At 43.6% G+C, this 19,479-nt stretch carries 18 protein-coding genes; 15 read left to right on the top strand and 3 right to left on the bottom strand.

From position 1 onward, the window contains the following. The first annotated feature begins 2 nt into the window (after window positions 1-2). Window positions 3-596 (top strand): gamma carbonic anhydrase family protein, encoded by a 594-nt coding sequence (locus ECA1_RS15130; RefSeq protein WP_236596083.1) that lies wholly within the window; start codon window positions 3-5, stop codon window positions 594-596. 62 nt (window positions 597-658) lie between these two features. Here ECA1_RS15130 and clpP read toward each other — a convergent pair whose 3' ends face one another. After that, on the bottom strand, window positions 659-1,249 hold the full coding sequence (clpP, locus tag ECA1_RS15125) for an ATP-dependent Clp endopeptidase proteolytic subunit ClpP (RefSeq protein WP_005225161.1): 591 nt from the start codon (window positions 1,247-1,249) through the stop codon (window positions 659-661). A 175-nt stretch (window positions 1,250-1,424) separates the two neighbouring features. Between clpP and ECA1_RS15120 the strand changes: the two genes are divergently transcribed. From ECA1_RS15120 to glnA, 6 genes are all read left to right on the top strand, one after another. Further along, window positions 1,425-1,943, top strand: coding sequence for a hypothetical protein (locus tag ECA1_RS15120; RefSeq protein WP_005231097.1), 519 nt, complete (start codon window positions 1,425-1,427; stop codon window positions 1,941-1,943). Between the two features lie 223 nt (window positions 1,944-2,166). Then, a complete protein-coding gene (locus ECA1_RS15115; protein WP_081091760.1) occupies window positions 2,167-2,916 on the top strand; it encodes a glycerophosphodiester phosphodiesterase in 750 nt (249 codons plus the stop codon). Continuing rightward, window positions 2,913-3,830 (top strand): tRNA (adenosine(37)-N6)-dimethylallyltransferase MiaA, encoded by a 918-nt coding sequence (miaA, locus tag ECA1_RS15110; RefSeq protein ID WP_060792937.1) that lies wholly within the window; start codon window positions 2,913-2,915, stop codon window positions 3,828-3,830. Before ECA1_RS15115 ends, miaA begins: the two co-directional genes overlap by 4 nt. Beyond that, window positions 3,827-5,071, top strand: a complete 1,245-nt coding sequence (hflX, locus tag ECA1_RS15105) for a GTPase HflX (protein ID WP_060792936.1) — start codon at window positions 3,827-3,829, stop codon at window positions 5,069-5,071. Before miaA ends, hflX begins: the two co-directional genes overlap by 4 nt. Window positions 5,072-5,362: 291 nt before the next feature. Then, entirely contained in the window at window positions 5,363-5,743 is a 381-nt protein-coding gene (locus ECA1_RS15100) for a MerR family transcriptional regulator (RefSeq protein WP_005225166.1), read from the top strand. A 59-nt stretch (window positions 5,744-5,802) separates the two neighbouring features. After that, a complete protein-coding gene (glnA, locus tag ECA1_RS15095; RefSeq protein WP_005225167.1) occupies window positions 5,803-7,143 on the top strand; it encodes a type I glutamate--ammonia ligase in 1,341 nt (446 codons plus the stop codon). A gap of 316 nt (window positions 7,144-7,459) precedes the next feature. Here glnA and ECA1_RS15090 read toward each other — a convergent pair whose 3' ends face one another. Then, the gene (locus ECA1_RS15090) at window positions 7,460-7,849 is read right to left on the bottom strand and encodes a YxeA family protein (protein WP_060792935.1); all 390 of its coding nucleotides are present in this window, start codon (window positions 7,847-7,849) and stop codon (window positions 7,460-7,462) included. 234 nt (window positions 7,850-8,083) lie between these two features. Here ECA1_RS15090 and ECA1_RS15085 point away from each other — a divergent pair, with 234 nt between their 5' ends. From ECA1_RS15085 to ECA1_RS15075, 3 genes are all read left to right on the top strand, one after another. Beyond that, on the top strand, window positions 8,084-8,686 hold the full coding sequence (locus ECA1_RS15085) for a LysM peptidoglycan-binding domain-containing protein (RefSeq protein ID WP_005225170.1): 603 nt from the start codon (window positions 8,084-8,086) through the stop codon (window positions 8,684-8,686). Window positions 8,687-8,839: 153 nt separating this feature from the next. Then, window positions 8,840-9,541 (top strand): glucosamine-6-phosphate deaminase, encoded by a 702-nt coding sequence (gene nagB / locus ECA1_RS15080; protein ID WP_060792934.1) that lies wholly within the window; start codon window positions 8,840-8,842, stop codon window positions 9,539-9,541. 232 nt (window positions 9,542-9,773) lie between these two features. Then, the gene (locus ECA1_RS15075; RefSeq protein ID WP_034858162.1) at window positions 9,774-10,484 is read left to right on the top strand and encodes an MgtC/SapB family protein; all 711 of its coding nucleotides are present in this window, start codon (window positions 9,774-9,776) and stop codon (window positions 10,482-10,484) included. Between the two features lie 61 nt (window positions 10,485-10,545). On the opposite strand, the gene ECA1_RS15070 is transcribed toward ECA1_RS15075, so the two are convergent. After that, complete coding sequence (locus tag ECA1_RS15070; RefSeq protein ID WP_060792933.1) at window positions 10,546-11,370, bottom strand: DUF92 domain-containing protein; 825 nt, start codon at window positions 11,368-11,370, stop codon at window positions 10,546-10,548. Between the two features lie 273 nt (window positions 11,371-11,643). On the opposite strand from ECA1_RS15070, the gene ECA1_RS15065 reads away from it, so the two are divergent. From ECA1_RS15065 to ECA1_RS15045, 5 genes are all read left to right on the top strand, one after another. Beyond that, complete coding sequence (locus ECA1_RS15065; protein WP_060792932.1) at window positions 11,644-14,136, top strand: glycoside hydrolase family 31 protein; 2,493 nt, start codon at window positions 11,644-11,646, stop codon at window positions 14,134-14,136. A 33-nt stretch (window positions 14,137-14,169) separates the two neighbouring features. Then, window positions 14,170-15,510, top strand: coding sequence for a hypothetical protein (locus tag ECA1_RS15060; protein ID WP_060792931.1), 1,341 nt, complete (start codon window positions 14,170-14,172; stop codon window positions 15,508-15,510). A gap of 39 nt (window positions 15,511-15,549) precedes the next feature. Further along, on the top strand, window positions 15,550-17,676 hold the full coding sequence (locus ECA1_RS15055) for a hydantoinase/oxoprolinase family protein (protein WP_060792930.1): 2,127 nt from the start codon (window positions 15,550-15,552) through the stop codon (window positions 17,674-17,676). Between the two features lie 14 nt (window positions 17,677-17,690). Continuing rightward, window positions 17,691-18,338 (top strand): hypothetical protein, encoded by a 648-nt coding sequence (locus ECA1_RS15050; protein ID WP_060792929.1) that lies wholly within the window; start codon window positions 17,691-17,693, stop codon window positions 18,336-18,338. Next, window positions 18,310-19,479: glycoside hydrolase family 31 protein (locus tag ECA1_RS15045; RefSeq protein WP_155642948.1), on the top strand; the 1,170-nt coding region annotated here is incomplete at its 3' end. The genes ECA1_RS15050 and ECA1_RS15045, both read left to right, overlap by 29 nt.

The following is a 19,479-nucleotide window of genomic DNA, read 5'->3' as shown; positions in this document are numbered from 1 at the left end:
TAGTGAAAAAAGAAAGCGCAGATCCGTTTATGGATTGGAAGGAGAAGTTGATGGACAAAGAACAATCAGGGAATGAAACCCACAAAACAGTTTCGCCAGCCTCGTTGCAAGGAACACCTTGTTTTGTGGCAAAAAATGCGACGATCGTAGGAAACGTGACTCTAGGAAAAGAGAGTACGGTCTGGTTTCAAGCAGTGATTCGAGGCGATGCCAATCGCATCGAAATCGGCGCGCGTACCAATATTCAAGATGGAACGATCATTCACGTTGATAACGATGCCCCGACGATCGTGGAAGACGATGTGACTGTTGGGCATCAGTGTATGCTTCATGGCTGTACCATCAAAAAAGGGGCGCTGATCGGCATGAGCTCGATTGTTTTGAATCATGCAGTGATCGGTGAAAATAGTTTGTTAGGTGCTGGTTCGTTAGTAACGGAAGGAACCGTCATTCCGCCCAATGTGTTGGCGTTTGGTCGTCCTGCACGAGTGATCCGCCCGTTGACAGAGGAAGAAATCGCCAAAAATCAGGCAAACATCACGCATTACGTGGAAAATGGGTATGCTTACCAACAGGGCGAATATGGTGAAGTCTGACGCCGAACCAAAAGACGCAAAAAGGTGTACGAATTGCTTCGTACACCTTTTTTTATGCAAGCTTATTTCAATTTGTTTGATTCCATGATCTCGTCGATCAAGCCGTAATCTTTGGCTTCTTGTGCGGTCATGAAGTTGTCGCGATCAGTGTCGCGTTCAATCACTTCGATTGGTTGACCAGTACGTTCTGACAAGATTTTGTTCAGACGTTCGCGGGTTGCCAAAATGTGGCGGGCAGCAATTTCGATCTCAGTTGCTTGACCTTGGGCGCCACCTAATGGTTGGTGGATCATGATCTCTGCATTTGGTAACGCAAAGCGTTTGCCTTTTTCACCAGCGGTCAATAAGAATGAACCCATAGAAGCAGCCATCCCCATAACGATGGTTTGAACATCGGCTTTGATAAAGTTCATGGTATCAAAGATCGCTAGACCAGCAGTAACGCTTCCGCCAGGCGAGTTGATGTACAAGTAGATGTCTTTTTCAGAATCTTGCGCGTCCAAGAATAAAAGCTGAGCAATGATCGAGTTTGCTAAGTCATCGGTTACTTGACCACTCAACATAATGATCCGGTCTTTTAATAGACGAGAATAGATGTCATACGCTCTTTCACCGCGAGATGATTGTTCAATGACTGTAGGAATTAAATTCATAGTGATAGTCCTCCTAAAAATCGTTATAGATATAGTTTAGCATAAAGTTTTCGCAATATCTAAGAGATAGTATACCGATTAGGTCAAGAAAGGTCAAATAAAAAGTTCGTTATCTTTTTTGCGAAACTTTCAAATATGATACAATATGAAAAAAGGAATGAGGAAGGATCGAAGAATGGCAGTAGCAATAGCAGGTTTGATCGGCGTCTTAGTGGGCGCATTGTTAGTAACCATCATTTTTAATTTACGCATTCGGTATGAGGAACAAAAAGAAAAACAACGCCGTTTGTTGGAGCATAAAGTCAAAGAAATCGAAACGTTGGTTTTATTGAATCAAAAAATCAGTGAGATTCTACAAAAACGGGTCATGCTGATGGATGAGTATGTCAGCTTTGATGCCTTTGACGACTGTTATATCACCATCGATGATTTTGCCTATCTACAATCTTTTGCGGCGCAAAACAGTTTTTATCTACCGAATTTTTTCTTGGAAGAATTTTTCAAAAAAATCGGAACACGTCGGGTGATTTTATCCCCAGAGGAAACTGTTAAAATCGGTGGGTATACCTATAAAGGCGGTCGGATCATTATGGAAAATTTCCTTGATCAATTAGTCGAAATGGTCAATGAGCGTAAAACCCAAATGAAAAACATGACGAGCGAACCGTTGACCTATTTTTCAAAAACGATTTGATTCTACTGGTCAGCCGTTTTCCTTGGTTAAGGCAACCAAACCAGAGTATCGACGGTTGCGCTTTTTTAACTGATCACACACACTCTTACTGCGATCATAGTAAGGGTGTTTTTCTTTGACCGAAACAAAGCGTTATTATTCATTAAGAGGATCGAAACAAACAGAGGCTTTTTGGTTCTAGGAGATTCCATGGTAAAATAAAGAGTGAGAATGGAGTGAAAGAATGATGGTACAAATCGTTGCCCACCGCGGGAGTAGCGGCAACCGACCTGAAAACACGCTACCAGCATTTGCGGAAGCGGTGCGGGTCAAAGCTGATATCATTGAGTTAGATGTACATCTATCAAAAGATGGCGGCTTGATCGTCATGCATGATGAAACGGTTGATCGAACGACCAACGGCAAAGGTCGGATCTGTGACCTGACGGTTGCTGAACTAAAAGACCTCAATGCTGGCAGCTGGTTTTCTGAGGAATTCCAAGCCGCCAAAGTCCCCACGCTAAAAGAAGTGTTGGATTTACTTGCAGCGAAGAATTATCGTGGCATTTTGACGATCGAATTAAAAACCGATCATTATGAGTATGAAGGAATCGAAGCCAAAGTATCCGACTTATTGAATAGCCAAGAATGGCCCTTTACTCATTGGTATTGTTCCTTCAATATCGAGACCTTGGATCGGATGCATGCGATCGAACCGGATGCGACCCTTGATTTTATTATGGGACGCGGGGAAGACAAACCACCGTTGGCGCTCAGCCGACCGTATATCGAAGGAATTCATCCTGCCTATCGCTGGGTTCAAGAGACAGCAACGGTCTTAACTGATTTTCCGATCGCGATCCGTCCGTGGACTGTCAACGAAGAAGCGGCGATTCGCACCTGCTTGGCTCTGGGGTTGACGGGGATCATCACCGATTTTCCAGAAAAAGCTCGGGCAATTGTGCAGCAGGTCCGCGAGGAAACAAAAGGATGAAAAAAGTCTTAGTGATCGTGGGACCGACCGCAGTCGGCAAAACCGCCTTGAGTATCCAGTTAGCCAAAAAATACCATGGGGAGATCATCAGCGGGGATTCCATGCAAATTTACCGTCAGTTAGATATCGGTACCGCCAAAGTGACGAAGGAAGAAATGGCAGGGATTCCTCATCATTTGATCGATATTCGTGGGATGACGGAAGCATACTCTGCCGCTGATTTCCAGCAAATGGGGCGTGAAGCCATCGAGACGATCCAGCAGCAAGGAAAGCTGCCGATCGTTGTAGGGGGAACAGGGTTATACATCCAAGCGCTTTTGTATGACTTTCGTTTAGGGGCAGAAGAAGGCGACCCAACGATTCGTCAGCGTTACGAACAAGAAGCAGTAGTCATCGGCAAAGAAGCTTTATGGCAAAAGCTGCAGGCGGTCGATCCCTTGGCAGCAGCGAAGATCCACTACAACAATGAGCGGAAAGTGATTCGTGCGTTGGAGGTTTTTGAAACGACTGGCGAAAGTATCGCTGCACCAAAAGAGACACCACAAGCTTTGTACGATTTCTTCATGATCGGGTTAACCACTGAGCGAGAAGTGTTATACCAGCGAATCAATCAGCGGGTGGACTTGATGATGGATCAAGGCTTGATCGAAGAAGCAAAAGCTGTTTTGCAGTATCCAGAAACGCAAGCCGCCAAAGGGATCGGCTACAAGGAATTTTTGCCCTATTTTCAAGGGCAGGCCACATTGGAGGAGACCATTGAGCAAATCAAGCAAAACTCACGCCGCTACGCCAAGCGGCAGCTGACGTGGTTCAATAACCGAGCACAGCCCCGATGGATTGATTTAGTGAGGCAACCTGAAGAACAACGTACCCTTGAAACAGAAATCGACCAATGGTTGGAGGAGAAAAGATGAGCCAAGAACGTGTGATTCTTGTCGGAGTAGAAACGGAGAAAAACTATCTTCATTTTGATTCGTCAATGAAAGAATTGAAAAGCTTAACAAAAACCGCCAATGGTGAAGTTGTTTTTTCACTGGTGCAAAAACGGCAGCAAGTCGATCGACAAACCGTGATCGGCAAGGGGAAAGTTGCGGAATTGCAGCAGTTGGCAGAAGCACATGAAGCAGATCTAGTGATCTTCAATCATGAACTGACACCAAGGCAAAGCCAGATGATCGGTGATGCGCTAGAAGTGCCAGTGATTGATCGCGTCCAGCTGATCCTCGATATTTTTGCGATGCGTGCCCGTTCCAAAGAAGGAAAGCTGCAAGTAGAATTGGCGCAGCTGGATTATTTGCTTCCACGCTTGATAGGGCAAGGAAAGAACATGTCTCGGCTAGGGGGCGGAATCGGAACGAGAGGGCCAGGGGAAACCAAGCTGGAGACCGATCGTCGACACATCCGCAACCGCATCACCATCATCAAACGGGAATTGAAGGAAGTGGCAGCCCATCGAGACCGAACACGCCAAAAGCGCAAAGACAGCCAAGTCTTTCAAATGGGCTTGATTGGTTATACCAATGCTGGAAAATCAACTATTTTAAACATTTTGACCAGTGCGGATACGTATGAGCAAGACCAGTTGTTTGCGACACTCGATCCTTTGACGAAACGCTGGCGGATGCCAGAAGGATTCGAAGTCACCATTACCGATACGGTTGGTTTTATCCAAGAATTGCCGACTCAATTGATCGATGCGTTTCATTCCACACTGGAGGAAAGTCAAAACATGGACTTCTTGCTGCATGTCGTCGATGCCAGTTCCGAAGAACGGGTCCAGCAAGAGGAGACGGTCTTAAAATTAATGGAGGAACTTTCTTTGACCCAATTACCGATGTTGACGGTCTACAATAAGGCGGATCGCATCGACGCCGATCAGTTTGTCCCAACGCTCTTTCCCAATGTCTTGATCTCAGCAAAAAGTACCAAAGGCAAAGAACGCTTGACTCAGGCGATCAAAATGGAATTGATGCAGATCATGCAGCCTTATCATCTAGTGCTGCAAGCCGATGAAGGCAATGCGCTGAATCGTTTAAAACGGGAGTCGCTAGTGTTGAGTAATGCTTTCGATGAAGCAACACAGTCCTATCATATCAAAGGATTTGCGTTGGAGGATACCTATCCACTACGCAGAATGGCGCAAGAACAGGAATAAACAGAAAACGGTGCAGCTGATGCACCGTTTTTTTTGTGGTGACAAAATTATGGGAGTATAAGTGGTTTGACTTCCTTCAAGTGCAAAACCCGAACATTTTTGGCTAAGGCACCATTTCTTCCAGAAAAAGGACTGCTTGAACATGCGATCAAATCAAGGACTCAGTGGAAAAATCAAAAAAATTTGCATTCATGTCACTTTTTCTAACATGAGGGGTTGACACGCAAAAAAAGAATTGGTATAGTTTCCATAAAGTTACGCAGCATCATTGAAACGGAGGGGAGCCAAGTTATGCGGGAAAAAGAATTGCGGCGCTCAATGTCAGTCTTTCCTATCGGAACAGTCATGAAATTGACCGATCTCACCGCCCGTCAAATTCGTTATTACGAAGAACAAGAATTGATCCACCCGGAACGCAGCGATGGCAATCGACGAATGTATTCGCTGAATGATATTGATACCTTGCTAGAGATCAAAGACTATCTTTCCGATGGACTGAACATGGCGGGAATCAAACGAGTTTATGAAATGAAAGTTGCCAAAGAAAAAGAAGCGAAGAACAAACCGCCGCTGACCGATGAAGATGTACGTCGAATTTTTTATGATGAACTCTTGGCTCAAGGTGGATTGAATCAACAACAGCCATACCAGCAAAAAGGTCCACGAATGTAGAGCACTTGTAGATCATTGCTGTGATATAAAATAAGAATTGGGAAAAAGGAAGGGATACTATGCCAAAATTTGAAAGAACTGCCGAAGACATCAAACAAATCGTAAAGGATGAGAACGTGCGCTTTTTACGCTTGATGTTTACTGATATTTTAGGAACGAACAAGAACGTTGAAGTACCTGTAAGTCAATTAGATAAAGTACTGGAAAACAAAATGATGTTTGACGGTTCTTCTATTGAAGGATTTGTCCGTATTGAAGAAAGTGACATGTATCTGTATCCTGATTTGTCCACCTGGATGATCTTCCCTTGGGAAAGTGAACATGGCAAAGTGGCTCGTTTGATCTGTGATATCTACAATCCAGATGGCACCCCATTTGCAGGCGACCCTCGCGGCAACTTAAAACGGGCATTAGCAGACATGCAATCCCTTGGTTTTACTTCTTTCAATCTTGGACCAGAACCAGAATTTTTCCTATTCAAATTAGATGAAGCAGGCGAAATCACAACTGAATTAAACGACAAAGGCGGCTACTTCGATTTTGCCCCAACCGATCTAGGGGAAAACTGCCGTCGCGATATCGTATTAGAATTAGAAAGCCTTGGCTTTGAAGTTGAAGCGTCTCACCATGAGGTGGCACCAGGGCAACACGAAATCGACTTTAAATATGCGGATGCAGTGGAAGCATGTGACAACATCCAAACCTTCAAGCTTGTCGTGAAAACCATTGCTCGTAAACACGGCTTGCATGCGACCTTCATGCCAAAACCATTGTTCGGCATCAACGGTTCAGGCATGCACTGCAACATGTCCTTGTTCAAAGGTGATGAAAATGTCTTCTTTGATGAAGAAGGACCAATGCAATTAAGCCAAACAGCGTATCACTTCTTAGGCGGTTTGATCGAGCACGCCCGTGCTTACACGGCTGTCTGCAATCCAACCGTCAACTCTTACAAACGCTTAGTGCCAGGTTACGAAGCGCCTGTATACGTGGCATGGTCAGGACGCAACCGTTCACCATTGATTCGGGTACCAGAATCAAGAGGCTTGTCAACGCGTTTGGAATTGCGTTCAGTTGACCCATCCGCTAACCCATACTTAGCAATGGCTGTTTTATTACAAGCAGGACTTGATGGCGTTAGACGTGAGTTGACACCACCACCAGCTGTCGACCGCAACATCTACATCATGAACGAAACAGAACGGGCAGAAGCACAAATCGAAGATCTGCCATCAACGATCCACAATGCCATCAAAGCATTGCGCAAAGACCAAGTGATGATCGATGCCTTAGGCAAACACATCTATGCCAACTTTGTCGAAGCAAAACGATTAGAATGGGCAGCCTTCCGCCAAACAGTCTCCGAGTGGGAAAGAGAACAATACTTGGAACTCTATTAAAATCGCAAAAAAAGCCGCTAGAGATAAACAATCTAGCGGTTTTTTTATGATGAAACCAGCGTTTATCCTATTGACTCTGGTTTTATTTATTTCCGATCGTCAATAGCTACTTGATCAAAGTTTGAGAAAAAACACATTGCGAAGCTAGAGCGGTTCTGTCTATAAGAAGTGTAACTCCTGACCATTGGGAAAAATCAAAAAATACCAGTCGGGCGAGGACTGGTAAGAGGAAGAAAAATAGTTTTGGTATAAAGCTAGCATAGACCGTCAAAGTAAAATGAACCTTAAAAAGTAGAAAGTTTTTTGTAAGAAGTCCTTATTCGTCAAAGGTTTCCAGCTCAGACAGTATTTTTGCGGGGACTTCTGATTGAGGGACTTCGTTGGGACCAGAAATGATGCGGGTCTTACTGATTTCTGCTTTGACTAAAGTATTTGGAGCCAATGGTTTTACATTTTCGCCCGTCAGGTCATAGGTCATGAGTTCTTTTTCACCATTTTTCTTTACGAATTCAAAGGTGTATTTGTAGGTAAAAGAGCCATCGATTTTTTCACCAGAATCGCTGTAGGTCTGTGTCTTTTCAGGGACTTTGTTGGGCGTGATAGCATAAGCCGTGATGCCGCGATACGTTGTTGCATAGTACGTGTAGCCGAAATAGCCGGCTACGACAATAATCAAAACGCCAAGCGTTACTAGTAGTTTTTTCATGGGTGTCATTCCTTTCCATTACTAGCATCACTATAGCATGTGGCCACTAAAAGCACTCATCGAAAGGGATAACAATATTGTAAGTTTAGCATTTTTGAATAAAAATCCTGTAACTTTCTGTTTAACAATTGTGATAATGAAAAATATTTCTGAAACCTTCCTGCAATATTGTAATGTTATTCTCTTACTTGTGCCCGATAGCGGGACAAATAATCAAAAGAGAGGTTTTTTCATTTGAAAAAATTTGCATTTACAGTTGTTGCAGGATTTGGTTTATTCGTTGGCGGAACAGTTGTTTCAGCAGCAGAACAAACCCATGTTGTCAAACCAGGAGACACTCTATCTGGGATCGCTGCTACTTATCAAACAACGGTCGAAGACCTTTTAGCTTTAAATGATTCGATCGAAAATCCAAATATGATTTTTGATGGCGAAACATTGTTGGTTTCTAACGATGGCCAATCAGTAGAAAACAAAGAAACAAGTACGAAAGAAAGCACAGAAAAAAGTGAGTCTACAGCGACTGCTAACGTGAGTCAAACTCGTTCAAGCGTTCCTGGTGCTGGTTCTGGTGTCTTGAATCCAGTGGATGGGATCAACTATTTCAATGGTGTGAGAGAATCGTACTACTCACAAAAAGTCTTGCCAGGAGGCGGATTGAATATCCCTGGTCGCCATGTAGCATCAGACGGAACCATCCGTGATGCCGATGGGTACATCGTTGTTGCCAGTGATAATCAACCGAAAGGATCGACTGGTCAATCATCTTTAGGTGCCTATAAAGTCTATGACACAGGTGTCGGTCATAGCGGTATTGATGTTTATACGAATTGGTAAGCAAGTAGAATACGAGTAGAGACGAGCGCATTTTAGAGCTCGTCTTTTTTTGATTGGCGAGAAAAAATCGTCATCTGGTCTAGACTAATTATTGTAATCAAACACAACCTGTGGTATTATTGGACTATACCAAATAGAAACGGAGCACTGATCATGGAAATTATTCGCGTTAAAGATGCTGCTCAAGGCGGAAAGAAAGCTTTTGAATTGATTCAAGAAGGTATGGCAAATGGCGCCAAGGTGCTAGGCTTAGCAACAGGAAGCACGCCAGAGACCCTTTATGCAGAAATGACTGCCAGTGAAGTTGATTTTTCAGAAATGACTTCAGTCAACTTAGATGAATACGTAGGACTAGGCGGCGAAGACGAACAAAGCTATCGCTACTTCATGAATGCTCATTTATTCAATAAAAAACCATTCAAAGAAACCTTCGTACCAAACGGCAAAGCGGAAGACTTAGAAGCAGAATGCCAACGCTACGATAGCGTGATTGCGGATCACCCAGTTGATATCCAAATCTTGGGTATCGGTCAAAACGGACATATCGGCTTCAACGAACCTGGTGCATCTTTTGAAGGAACGACCTCAGTCGTTGATTTGACTGAATCGACCATCAATGCCAACAAACGCTACTTTGATAAAGTCGAAGACGTCCCAACGACGGCAATTTCAATGGGGATCGGTTCGATTATGCAAAGCAAAAAAATCATTTTGATGGCATTTGGCGAAGTCAAAGCGGATGCGATCCAAAAAATGATTGAAGGACCCGTAACCAACGAATTACCAGCTTCTGTTTTACAAAAGCATGATGACGTGATCGTGATCATCGATGAGGCTGCTGCCAGCAAGCTGTAAAACAAAATCAGCCCTTTTCAGAAATAAGTCAGAAGGAAAAATGAGCCATCCTCGCAGCTTCCCCCTGCGCTTGTGCAGTAGCGCCAGCGCAGCTGCGAGCAATAGTTTGTAGCTAACTTGCTTATTTTCTGAGGGGGCTTTTTTTATTTGGCTGATTCGGCGCTGTTTTTTTCTTTTTTTCATCAGAGATGCTATAGTTAAAAGAGAGAATACGAAGAAAAGAGGGATGCCAATGGTTGATATGCATTTATCCATTCCTGAAGTAGCGCTGAGATTGCTGCTGGCAATGATCATGGGAGGAGCGATTGGGTACGAGCGGCAATACAAAAGCCGACCAGCTGGTCTTAGGACCCACATCTTGGTTTGCATGGGGGCTTGTGTCATTGCTTTGATCCAAGTGGAGATCGCCACAGGTGCCATGCGAGATGCGCTGGATCATCCAGATTTAGCAGGCGTGATTCGTTCAGACGAAGCACGATTGATCGCACAAGTCGTCAGCGGGGTCGGTTTTCTTGGCGCTGGAACGATCATCGTGACGAAGCGCTCGGTGACGGGGTTGACGACGGCTGCTTCCTTATGGGCGATCGCAGGTTTAGGAATTGCCATCGGGATGGGCTTTTACACCATCGCATTAAGCAGTTTTATCGGGATCTTCTTTGCATTGACGATCGTTAAGCGGATCGTCCGCGTACCGACAGCAAAAAAATTAGAGATCCAGTACATCCATCGCACCGAGACCAAAGAGTTTTTGACGGAGTACTTCCAAGAGAAAAATATCGTGATCGAAGATGTCAATTTTGATGTCAAATTCATGGAAGACTATCGCATTTATACCAACATTTATACGATTGATCTTCCCCGAGGACTAGGCTTTTCTGAAGTGATCGAAGAATTGTCTGTCTACAAAAATGTCACGAAGATCCGCTTAGTGGATATTGCTTAATCGGTATTGAGTCAAAAAGCAGCAAGACACCTCACATTAGTGACGTGCTTTGCTGCTTTTTTTATGATGCGGTAGACATTTTTAAGTAAAAGAAACATACAGTCAAAATAACGATCACTATTGAAGTCAGCAAATTGACCCCTTCATTCGTTACAAAGGAAAGACCGCCGACTTGCTTGGTGGCAACGTCGTGGTGGACTTTTTTTTCGGTGTATTGGTGACAGACAGGGCATTGATAGCGTACTTGAATCGTTGCGCCCAGTAAGCTGTCCAAGAGACTACCGCAAAAGCCTAAAACAGTCAAAGTCAACCAGAGATCAAAGGAGAACGGCTTGCCGTTCAACCATAAGGCTACTGCGAATAAACCAGTGATGGCGAGACTCCCTGCTAGGGAAGCGGCAGTTCCCAACCAACTGACACCGCCGGAAAGTCCCGGTGGTAATTTTTTTCCCGTTAGTAAGTGACGCGGTGGACTTGGACTCAGCACGCCGATTTCTGAGCCCCAAGTGTCAGCCGTACAGCTAGCGATTCCCGCCACAAATCCCCAAAGGAATAGCGGTTCTTTCGTCCAAAAGGCAAGCAGTAGAGCAAAGATGCTTGGTACGATGTTCGCAAAGACTTGTTTTGCATCACGGCGAGCACCTTTGGCAAGCACAGCTAACTCTGGCTGACTGCGCATTTTCTTTAAAAGACCAATGATGCCAGAGCTGGCAAAGAAAAAGCCAATCAAAAAGATGCTGTACCACGGACCAAAGCCAATGACCAGTGTGCCGCAAAGAATCGCAGCCAGTGCGCCAGAAACAGTCAGCCACTGAAAGACGAATGCTGCCGCTGCAACGAATGTACTGGCAAACAATCCCAGCATGAATTGATAAAAGAAAACCATTTGAACACTCCTTTTTGCTGAATAGACTAGACGTTTTACAAATCACTTCGCTATCGAAAGGACAATCCAAGGGACCAGAATCAGGTTGCAGAAGTGAGGAGGACAATTCTCGAAATCTGTCCGTTGTATATTAATATATGAGAAGTTACTATTATCAATAAGCAAACGGTCATAGAAAATTGCTCTTCCTAGATAGAAAGCAATTATTTTTTTTAGTGTAAGTGAAAGCGATTTCTAAGTCCGTTTTTGTGACAATCGTTTAAGGAGGTATATATGAAGATTGCAACAAGTGTCATCGATAGTCAAGAAAAAAATCACTGTTTTTTGATTCGAACAAATGGTTGTTTAGTGAAGATCATGTTCTTGACTGACGAAATTATTCGGATTCGTGCCAGCTTTGATGAGGAATTTGATGAGGCGTCTTACAGTTTAGTGTTGACAGGCTGGCAAGATCGCTTCGATCAGTTGATTGGAGCAGAGCGTCAGCGAGTCGATTTACAAGAATTTCAGGTCATTGAAGAAGAAGACAAGATTGGGTTGATCGGCAAGAAATTGAAAGTGTTTCTCTACAAGGATCCCTATCAATTGGTGATTTACGACCAAGAGGATTTGGTTTTGCACAAAGATATCGTCGATCTTGCATTGATGGAAGATGCGAATAAGCGCAAAATCCACACCAGTGAAATAGTAGAGGGAGATTGCTTTTACGGATTTGGGGAAAAAACAGGTGCTATAGAGAAAAGTCATACTTTTATGGTTATGAGTCCTCGCGATACGATGGGCTATGATCCTAAAAATGCCGATTCTCTTTATAAGCACATTCCCTTCTATGTAAAAAGCAATAAGCGAACAAAAGTTGCCAGTGGTTACTTTTATCACACCACATATGAATGTGATTTTGATATGGGGCGCTCACATAGTAATTATTGGAAGAAACACAGTCGTTTTCGAGTAGACGGAGGAGACATTGACTTATTTTTTATTGCAGGACCAACGATCAAAGAAGTGGTTCAGCGCTATACCTCGTTGACTGGACGGTCGGCGATGCTACCTAAATATGCATTGGGCTACCTAGGTTCATCCATGTATTATTCTGAACTGTCTAAAGATTGCGATCAAGCGATCATTGATTTCATTGATACCGCTAAAGAAGAATCGGTACCGATCGATGGCTTCCAGTTGTCTTCAGGCTATTGCAATCATGAGGGGCAGCGCTACTTTTTTACGTGGAACAAGGAGCGATTTAAAGACCCTAAAGGATTCTTCGCTGAGATGGAGAAACGGGGCGTCACGACCTCGCCTAATGTCAAACCTGGGATTCTCTTAACGCACCCATTCTTTCAGTCACTTCAAGAAGAACAAATTTTTGTGAAAGACAGAATGGACAAAGGTAAAAATGCTTTAGGTACTTGGTGGGGAGGAAAAGGAGTTTTCGCTGATTTTACCAATCCCCATACACGGAGGATTTGGAAAAAGTATTTAAAGGAACATGTCTTATCTTACGGTGTAACCAGTGTTTGGAATGATAATTGTGAATATGAAAGTATTGTCGATCAAGATGCTCGTTGTTTTTATGATGGGAAAACCGGTACCATTGGTCAGCTGCGTCCAATCATGGCAAATCTTATGTGCCAAATCACAACCGAAGCCATCATAGAAGAGCACCCGAACACCCGACCCTTTGTGGTTTGTCGGGCAGGGCATGCGGGAATTCAGCGTTTTGCCCAATCTTGGTCTGGGGATAACCGAACGAGTTGGGAGTCGCTAAAATACAACATCGCGACAGTTTTAGGAATGGCGCTTTCTGGGGTGACCAATTATGGCTGTGATATCGGTGGCTTTTATGGGGATGCTCCTGAAGAAGAGTTGTTTGTCCGCTGGGTCCAAAATGGAATTTTCCAACCCCGCTTCTCGATTCATTCAACCAATACTGATAATACGGTGACTGAACCCTGGATGTTTTCTGCAAGTAAGCAACGGATTGCGGAGGCGATCCAATTTCGATACAAAATGATTCCTTATTATTATTCATTGATGGTGCGGGCGGCTGAGACTGGTTTGCCAATTATTCAACCGACCTTTATGAAATTTCAAGAGGATGCCAACTGTTATGACAACGGCATTGATTTTGTTGTCGGAGAATCATTACTCGTAGCGAATGTCGTTGAAAAAGGCCAAAAAGTCCGTGAGGTCTATTTGCCAGAAGGGGCAGTTTATTATGACTTTTATTCACGACAGAAGTACCAAGGGGGCCAAACATTAGCCATTCCTGTGACGATCGATAGTGTACCGTTGTTCGTGATTGGTGGGTCGATCACCCTTTTTGCAGCGAATGAAGTAAGAAATCTTCATTCTGAGGCGGTCACTGAGCTAGAGATTTTAGTGGCACCAGATCAAGCTTGTCACTTCACCCATTATGAAGATGACGGGAAATCATTGGCTTACAAGACAGGCGCCTACTTGAAAGAAGAGATTTATGTGGAACCTGGAGAACAGGTCAAAGTGACAGTGAAACGAACGGGTGACTATCCAACGCAGATCGAAAAGATTCTTTTAAAAATCATCAACCACGAAAAAGCGCCTTTTTGGGTAACGATTGATGGGCAGCTTGTTCCTCATTTTCAGCATCGTAAGCAATTCGAGGCTGCGAAGGAAGGCTGGTACTATAGTCAAACCATGGGTCAAGTCTTTATCAAATACCCAAATCCAAAAGCAGATTATCAAGCGGTGATCTCCTTTGAAAACTTTGATTTGTTAGGGATGTAAGAAAAAGAAATGTAAAAACGAGGAGGAAAAGAAATGATTACACAGGTATTAGGCGGATTGGTCATTTTGTCGATTTTATTTATGGCTTTTTATTGTATCAAGGGCTATAACATGACCGTTGGCTTTTTCTTAATGAGTGCGATTTGGATCGCCATTAGTTTTGCAGGAAATATGATTGAGCCCAATAGTGCTATGGAGGGATTGACCGCAGTTGAAGTGCTGACGGATGTCTTCCAAGCGGGACCCGAAGCATACGGACGAAATGTTTTAGTCAATGTGTTGTTCGGGGCATTCTTTGGTACCGTCTTGATTGAAACAGGGATTGCTTCTACTTTGATTCGTAAGACCGTGGAATTAGGGGGCGATCATCCGCGAGTGACCGTCAACTTGCTGTGCTTGGTTACAGCTGTATTGTTCACTTCGTTAACTGGTGTCGGACCATACATTGCTATCGGGGTAGTTGTTTTACCGATCATGCTGGCATTAGGTATCTCACCACTTGTTTCCGTTTTTGCTTTTATTGGTTCAGCGGGAGTGAGTGCCTCCTTCTTGAATGTAGTGAATTTCCAACAGTATCAAACGATTTTCGAAACGACGAGTCCAGAATTTGCGAATTATAGTTACAATGATTATTTCCCATTTGCGATCGTGGCAGCGACGATTTCTTTGATCGTGATCTTGACGATCGTTAATGTGAAGATCGGGAAAGCCAAAAAAGTCTATTCTTGGGATGCAGGTCAGTCCACAGCCAAAAGTGCTCCTGCTCTTTCACTGATTTCCGTTGCTATGCCCGTGATTTTGTTGATCGCATTTAATCTACCCGTGATCCTTTCCTTTATTTTATCCAGTTTGTTTGCACTGATCACGACAGGGCATCTAAAAGGCGGCTTTGTGGAAGCAAGTCGGAAAATTGCCAAATATGGATCTGATGGGGCGATCAGTGTTGCACCGATGATGGCGTTCTTGTTAGCCATCGCCACTTACAATGCGGCAGCTGCGTATGTTGCTCCCTATCTAGGTGCATTATTAAGCCCAGTGATTCCTGCAACCACATTAGGATTGGCGATCGTGTTTGGTGTCTTTGGTGTCTTAGGTCATTTTAGAGGGCCGATGAATTTAGTCGGAAGCGGTCTTGCACTTTTACATGTCGTAGCTGCGGTAACAAGTTGGCCGATTCAATTTCTCTATCCATTGTTTATCGTGACAACGATCATTCCCCAAGGACTAGACATTACCCTTTCAGGAGCAGTCTGGGCATTGGATTATGCCAAAGTACAGTCCAAAGATTATATGCGTCTTGGGATCCCAACATCAGCGACCCTATGTGTCATTATGGCAATCGTTGTCTATCTCATGTACGGATCTTTAATGTAAAAAATCAGCACAAAAGGCTAGAAAAGAGTGGTATAGAACATGACAAGAAGAGTACGGATGGGAATTGACGTGGGTGGAACCCATACAAAAGCGGTAGCGATCGATAATACGACGCATGAGATTATTGGGAAATCTTCCGTCAAAACAACCCACGATGATGTTTCAGGAGTGGCAAAAGGTGTCATTCAGACCTTTCAAAATTGCTTAAAAGAAAACAATATTGCTCCGGAAGAAGTGATTTTTGTTGCCCATAGTACCACGCAGGCGACCAATGCATTAATTGAAGGTGACGTGGCGAAAGTAGGGATTTTAGGGATAGCCAAAGGCGGCTTAGAAGGATTTCTCGCGAAGAAACAATTAAACATAAAAAATATTGTTTTAGGAGAAGGCAAAGAAATTCAGATCGCTAATGAATTTCTGAAACTAAAAGAAGTATCCGAAGACAAAATCGGTGACAAAATTGCTGCGCTAAAGCAAGAATCTGCGGAGGTCATCGTTTCTTCCATGGCGTTTGGGGTAGATGATATCGGTCCCGAGGAGCTGGTTTCCAATGTAGCCAAGCAAAAAAATATTCCTTCTACGATGGCATCAGATATCACGAAGCTATATGGCTTAACGCGGCGAACTCATACGGCAGTAATCAATGCCAGTATTTTACCAAAAATGCTAAATACCGCAACATCAACCGAAAATGCCGTTCGACAAGCAGGCGTAACTGTTCCGTTGATGATCATGCGTGGTGACGGTGGGGTGATGGAAATCACTGAAATGAAGCGTCGTCCCGTATTGACGATGTTGTCAGGACCGGCTGCTTCGGTCATGGGTTCATTGATGTATCTGCTGGCTTCAAATGGGATCTATTTTGAAGTTGGTGGAACGACCACCAATATCGGTGTCATCAAAAATGGACGGCCCACGATCGATTATTCTATCGTGGGTGGTCATGCTACGTACATCAGTTCATTAGATGTACGAATCCTCGGCGTTGCAGGTGGTTCAATGGTTCGCGCGGATAAAAATGGGATCATTGACGTTGGCCCACGTTCTGCACATATCGCAGGACTTGATTATGCCGTATACACCGATACTGAGAAAATCAATCAGCCAAAGGTCGATTTCTTTTCGCCTAAGCCTGGTGATCCTGCCGATTACGTCCGAATTCTTATGGAAGACGGTTCAGCTGTCACCATTACAAACTCTTGCGCAGCCAATGTCTTGGGTCTGGTAGAACCGAATCATTTTTCTTATGGAAATATTCCTTCTGCACGTAAAGCAATGCAAGTATTGGCGGATTATTGCAAGACGACAGTGGAAGATATCGCGAACCAAATCATGGAAAAATCTTACCAAAAGATTGCACCGGTCATCAACGAACTGGTAGATAAATACAAGCTAGAAAAAGACCAAATCTCCTTGGTAGGAGTAGGTGGCGGTGCCTCCTCCTTGATTACGTATTATTCCAATAAAGATCAAGTGAAATATGATATCCCAGAAAATGCGGAAGTGATTTCTTCCATCGGTGTTGCTTTAGCCATGGTGCGTGATGTCGTTGAGCGGATCATCCCATCGCCAAGTCCAGAAGACATTCGTGCCATCAAACAAGAAGCACTAGATAAGGCCATCGATAGTGGAGCAAGTGCAGAAACGATCGAAGTTCATATTGAAATCGATCAACAGACGTCAAAAGTGACCGCGATCGCGACTGGTTCCACCGAAGTCAAAGCCATGGATCTATTAAAAGAATGTTCGGAAGAAGAAGCATTGGCTTTGGCTGCCAAAGACATGCGCTTGACGGAGCAGCAAACGACCTTGTTGGCGAAAACAAATGCCTTCTTCGTGTTTAGTGAAGCGACACATGACGGTCCCACTCAAGTTCGTATCTTAGATAAAAAAGGCTTTATCAAAGTGCAACGAGCGAATGCTTTGGCAGCAAAAGCAACGATTGCCACTTACCGAGAGGCAGTGGAGAAATTGTGGGAAGAAATGTCTGTTTATCAAAGTGAGATCATTGTTCGACCAGAGTTTTATGTCTGTTTTGGTTCACGAGTGATGGACTTCTCTGCTTCAACGCTTGAACAGTTAGCATTATTGATGGGCATTGAGCTAGATGATTTACAAGGGGACACAGAAGTTTTACTGGTCGCAGGAAACATCAAACAAACATGATCAGGTGATCAATGATGAATCACACGACTATTTTAAGACGACCATTGCAGGAACTAACGCAATACGATGACGAATTTTGGGCGAATTATCTATTCATGACCGATCCCTTTGCCTGCAAATACCAAGGATCAGATCATGTGGAGCTGATTGAGCAAGCACGACAATGTGGCGAAACTGCTGCCAAAGAATTTTTAGAAATGTATGGTCACCCCTTTGATAGGGGGACCATCTGCAAACAAACCAAGCTATTGTTGCGAAATCAAGTGCCCTTAAATGCTAGTGGAATGATCTTAGGGCAGTTTCAGCCACCTAATCAATTATTCATCAATGAGGCAGCAATCACACAGATAGCAGCCTTTTTAGAAAACAGGGCAATCAAGAGCACCGACACAGAAATTGCGAACCTGGTTTTCGGACATGAATTTTTTCACTGGATCGAAGAGCAGCAACAAGCATCGATCTACACGAGAACGAAAAAAGTTCAGCTCAGAAAGTTTTTAGGGATACCGCAAATCGTTAACTTGCGTGTCTTGAGTGAAATCGCTGCGATGGTTTTTACGAAAGAAATAAATGATTCAAAATTCAATCCCTGTCTCTTGGACTGTGCATTGATTCAGGGAAAAGGGGACTATTATGAGAGTGAAAACATTTCTTTATCTTGAAAAACGACCCGATGATTACTTGATCCATACCGAAGAAGCAACGATTCAACTACTATTTCTCACGGAAGATATTGTCCGAATCCGCGCCTCTTTTGATCGGACATTTATCGAAAAATCGTATGCCTTAGTAATGACCGCTTGGGAGGATCGCTTGGATTCCTTATTGAAGGAGGAGCGTAAGCGAGTCGCAGCGGTTACTGTCCCGTGTGAAGAAACGGAAGATACCTTGATTTTTCCTGCCAAAAAATTAAAGGTGATCATCTACAAAGCACCCTTCCATTTCAGAATCTACAACCAGAAAGACGAATTGATTTACTCTGATTTGCCAGAACGGGCTTTTGAGATCGACCAGCTAGGCAGAGCGTACCATTATAATAAAATCGAACCAAAAACCGATCATTTTTATGGTTTTGGCGAAAAGACAGGGCACCATGATAAAAAAGGCAGACGGATGCGCATGTCCGCCAAAGACGCAATTGGTCACGATCCAGAGTTTGGTGATCCGTTATACAAGCATATCCCTTTCTATATTCGTCTGAGTGAAAGCAACCAAACAGCGATTGGTCTCTTTTATAACAATTCTTATGAGTCTGTATTTGATATGGGTAATGAGATCAGTGGTTATTGGGACCCCTATAGCTATTATCAAACAGATGGTAACGAGATCGATCTCTTTTTTATCAACGGTCCTTCAGTAAAAGAAGTTGTCAATCGCTATACCGATCTAACAGGCAAGCAAGCTTTGCCGCCTAAACACAGCTTAGGTTTTACTGCATCTACGATGTATTATGCAGAACTTGACAAAAATTGTGACCAAGAAATCTATGGTGTGATTGAAAAGCATCGGGCCCATGGTATGATGATCGATAATTTTAAGCTAGCATCGGGCTATTCCTCTGGTGAAGAAGATAATCTGAGGTATGTGTTTCATTGGAATAAAACGCGTTTTCCAGATTCAGATGCGTTCTTTAACAAAATGAACCAGCTAGGAATCAATGTTATCGTGAATTTGAAACCGGGTATTTTAGAAAAGCATCCCTTTAGAGAGGAATTTGAAGCAAATGATGTGTTTGTGAAAGACCGCGACGGTGAACAAGATTACTATGGTCGCTGGTGGGGTGGTGAAGGTCGTTTTGTTATT

Source organism: Enterococcus casseliflavus NBRC 100478 (genome assembly GCF_001544095.1).
GTDB classification, from domain to species: domain Bacteria; phylum Bacillota; class Bacilli; order Lactobacillales; family Enterococcaceae; genus Enterococcus_D; species Enterococcus_D casseliflavus.
This window is presented reverse-complemented; position numbering and strand designations above follow the sequence as displayed.

What these genes read in the sequence shown, in the direction of transcription:
- ECA1_RS15065 (WP_060792932.1), top strand. Translation starts at nt 11,644, where the DNA reads ATGAAGATTGCAACAAGTGTCATCGATAGTCAAGAAAAAAATCACTGT.
- nagB (WP_060792934.1), top strand. Translation starts at nt 8,840, where the DNA reads ATGGAAATTATTCGCGTTAAAGATGCTGCTCAAGGCGGAAAGAAAGCT.
- ECA1_RS15075 (WP_034858162.1), top strand. Translation starts at nt 9,774, where the DNA reads ATGGTTGATATGCATTTATCCATTCCTGAAGTAGCGCTGAGATTGCTG.
- ECA1_RS15090 (WP_060792935.1), bottom strand. Translation starts at nt 7,849, where the DNA reads ATGAAAAAACTACTAGTAACGCTTGGCGTTTTGATTATTGTCGTAGCC.
- ECA1_RS15070 (WP_060792933.1), bottom strand. Translation starts at nt 11,370, where the DNA reads ATGGTTTTCTTTTATCAATTCATGCTGGGATTGTTTGCCAGTACATTC.
- miaA (WP_060792937.1), top strand. Translation starts at nt 2,913, where the DNA reads ATGAAAAAAGTCTTAGTGATCGTGGGACCGACCGCAGTCGGCAAAACC.
- ECA1_RS15050 (WP_060792929.1), top strand. Translation starts at nt 17,691, where the DNA reads ATGAATCACACGACTATTTTAAGACGACCATTGCAGGAACTAACGCAA.
- glnA (WP_005225167.1), top strand. Translation starts at nt 5,803, where the DNA reads ATGCCAAAATTTGAAAGAACTGCCGAAGACATCAAACAAATCGTAAAG.
- hflX (WP_060792936.1), top strand. Translation starts at nt 3,827, where the DNA reads ATGAGCCAAGAACGTGTGATTCTTGTCGGAGTAGAAACGGAGAAAAAC.
- ECA1_RS15120 (WP_005231097.1), top strand. Translation starts at nt 1,425, where the DNA reads ATGGCAGTAGCAATAGCAGGTTTGATCGGCGTCTTAGTGGGCGCATTG.
- clpP (WP_005225161.1), bottom strand. Translation starts at nt 1,249, where the DNA reads ATGAATTTAATTCCTACAGTCATTGAACAATCATCTCGCGGTGAAAGA.
- ECA1_RS15060 (WP_060792931.1), top strand. Translation starts at nt 14,170, where the DNA reads ATGATTACACAGGTATTAGGCGGATTGGTCATTTTGTCGATTTTATTT.
- ECA1_RS15055 (WP_060792930.1), top strand. Translation starts at nt 15,550, where the DNA reads ATGACAAGAAGAGTACGGATGGGAATTGACGTGGGTGGAACCCATACA.
- ECA1_RS15115 (WP_081091760.1), top strand. Translation starts at nt 2,167, where the DNA reads ATGATGGTACAAATCGTTGCCCACCGCGGGAGTAGCGGCAACCGACCT.
- ECA1_RS15100 (WP_005225166.1), top strand. Translation starts at nt 5,363, where the DNA reads ATGCGGGAAAAAGAATTGCGGCGCTCAATGTCAGTCTTTCCTATCGGA.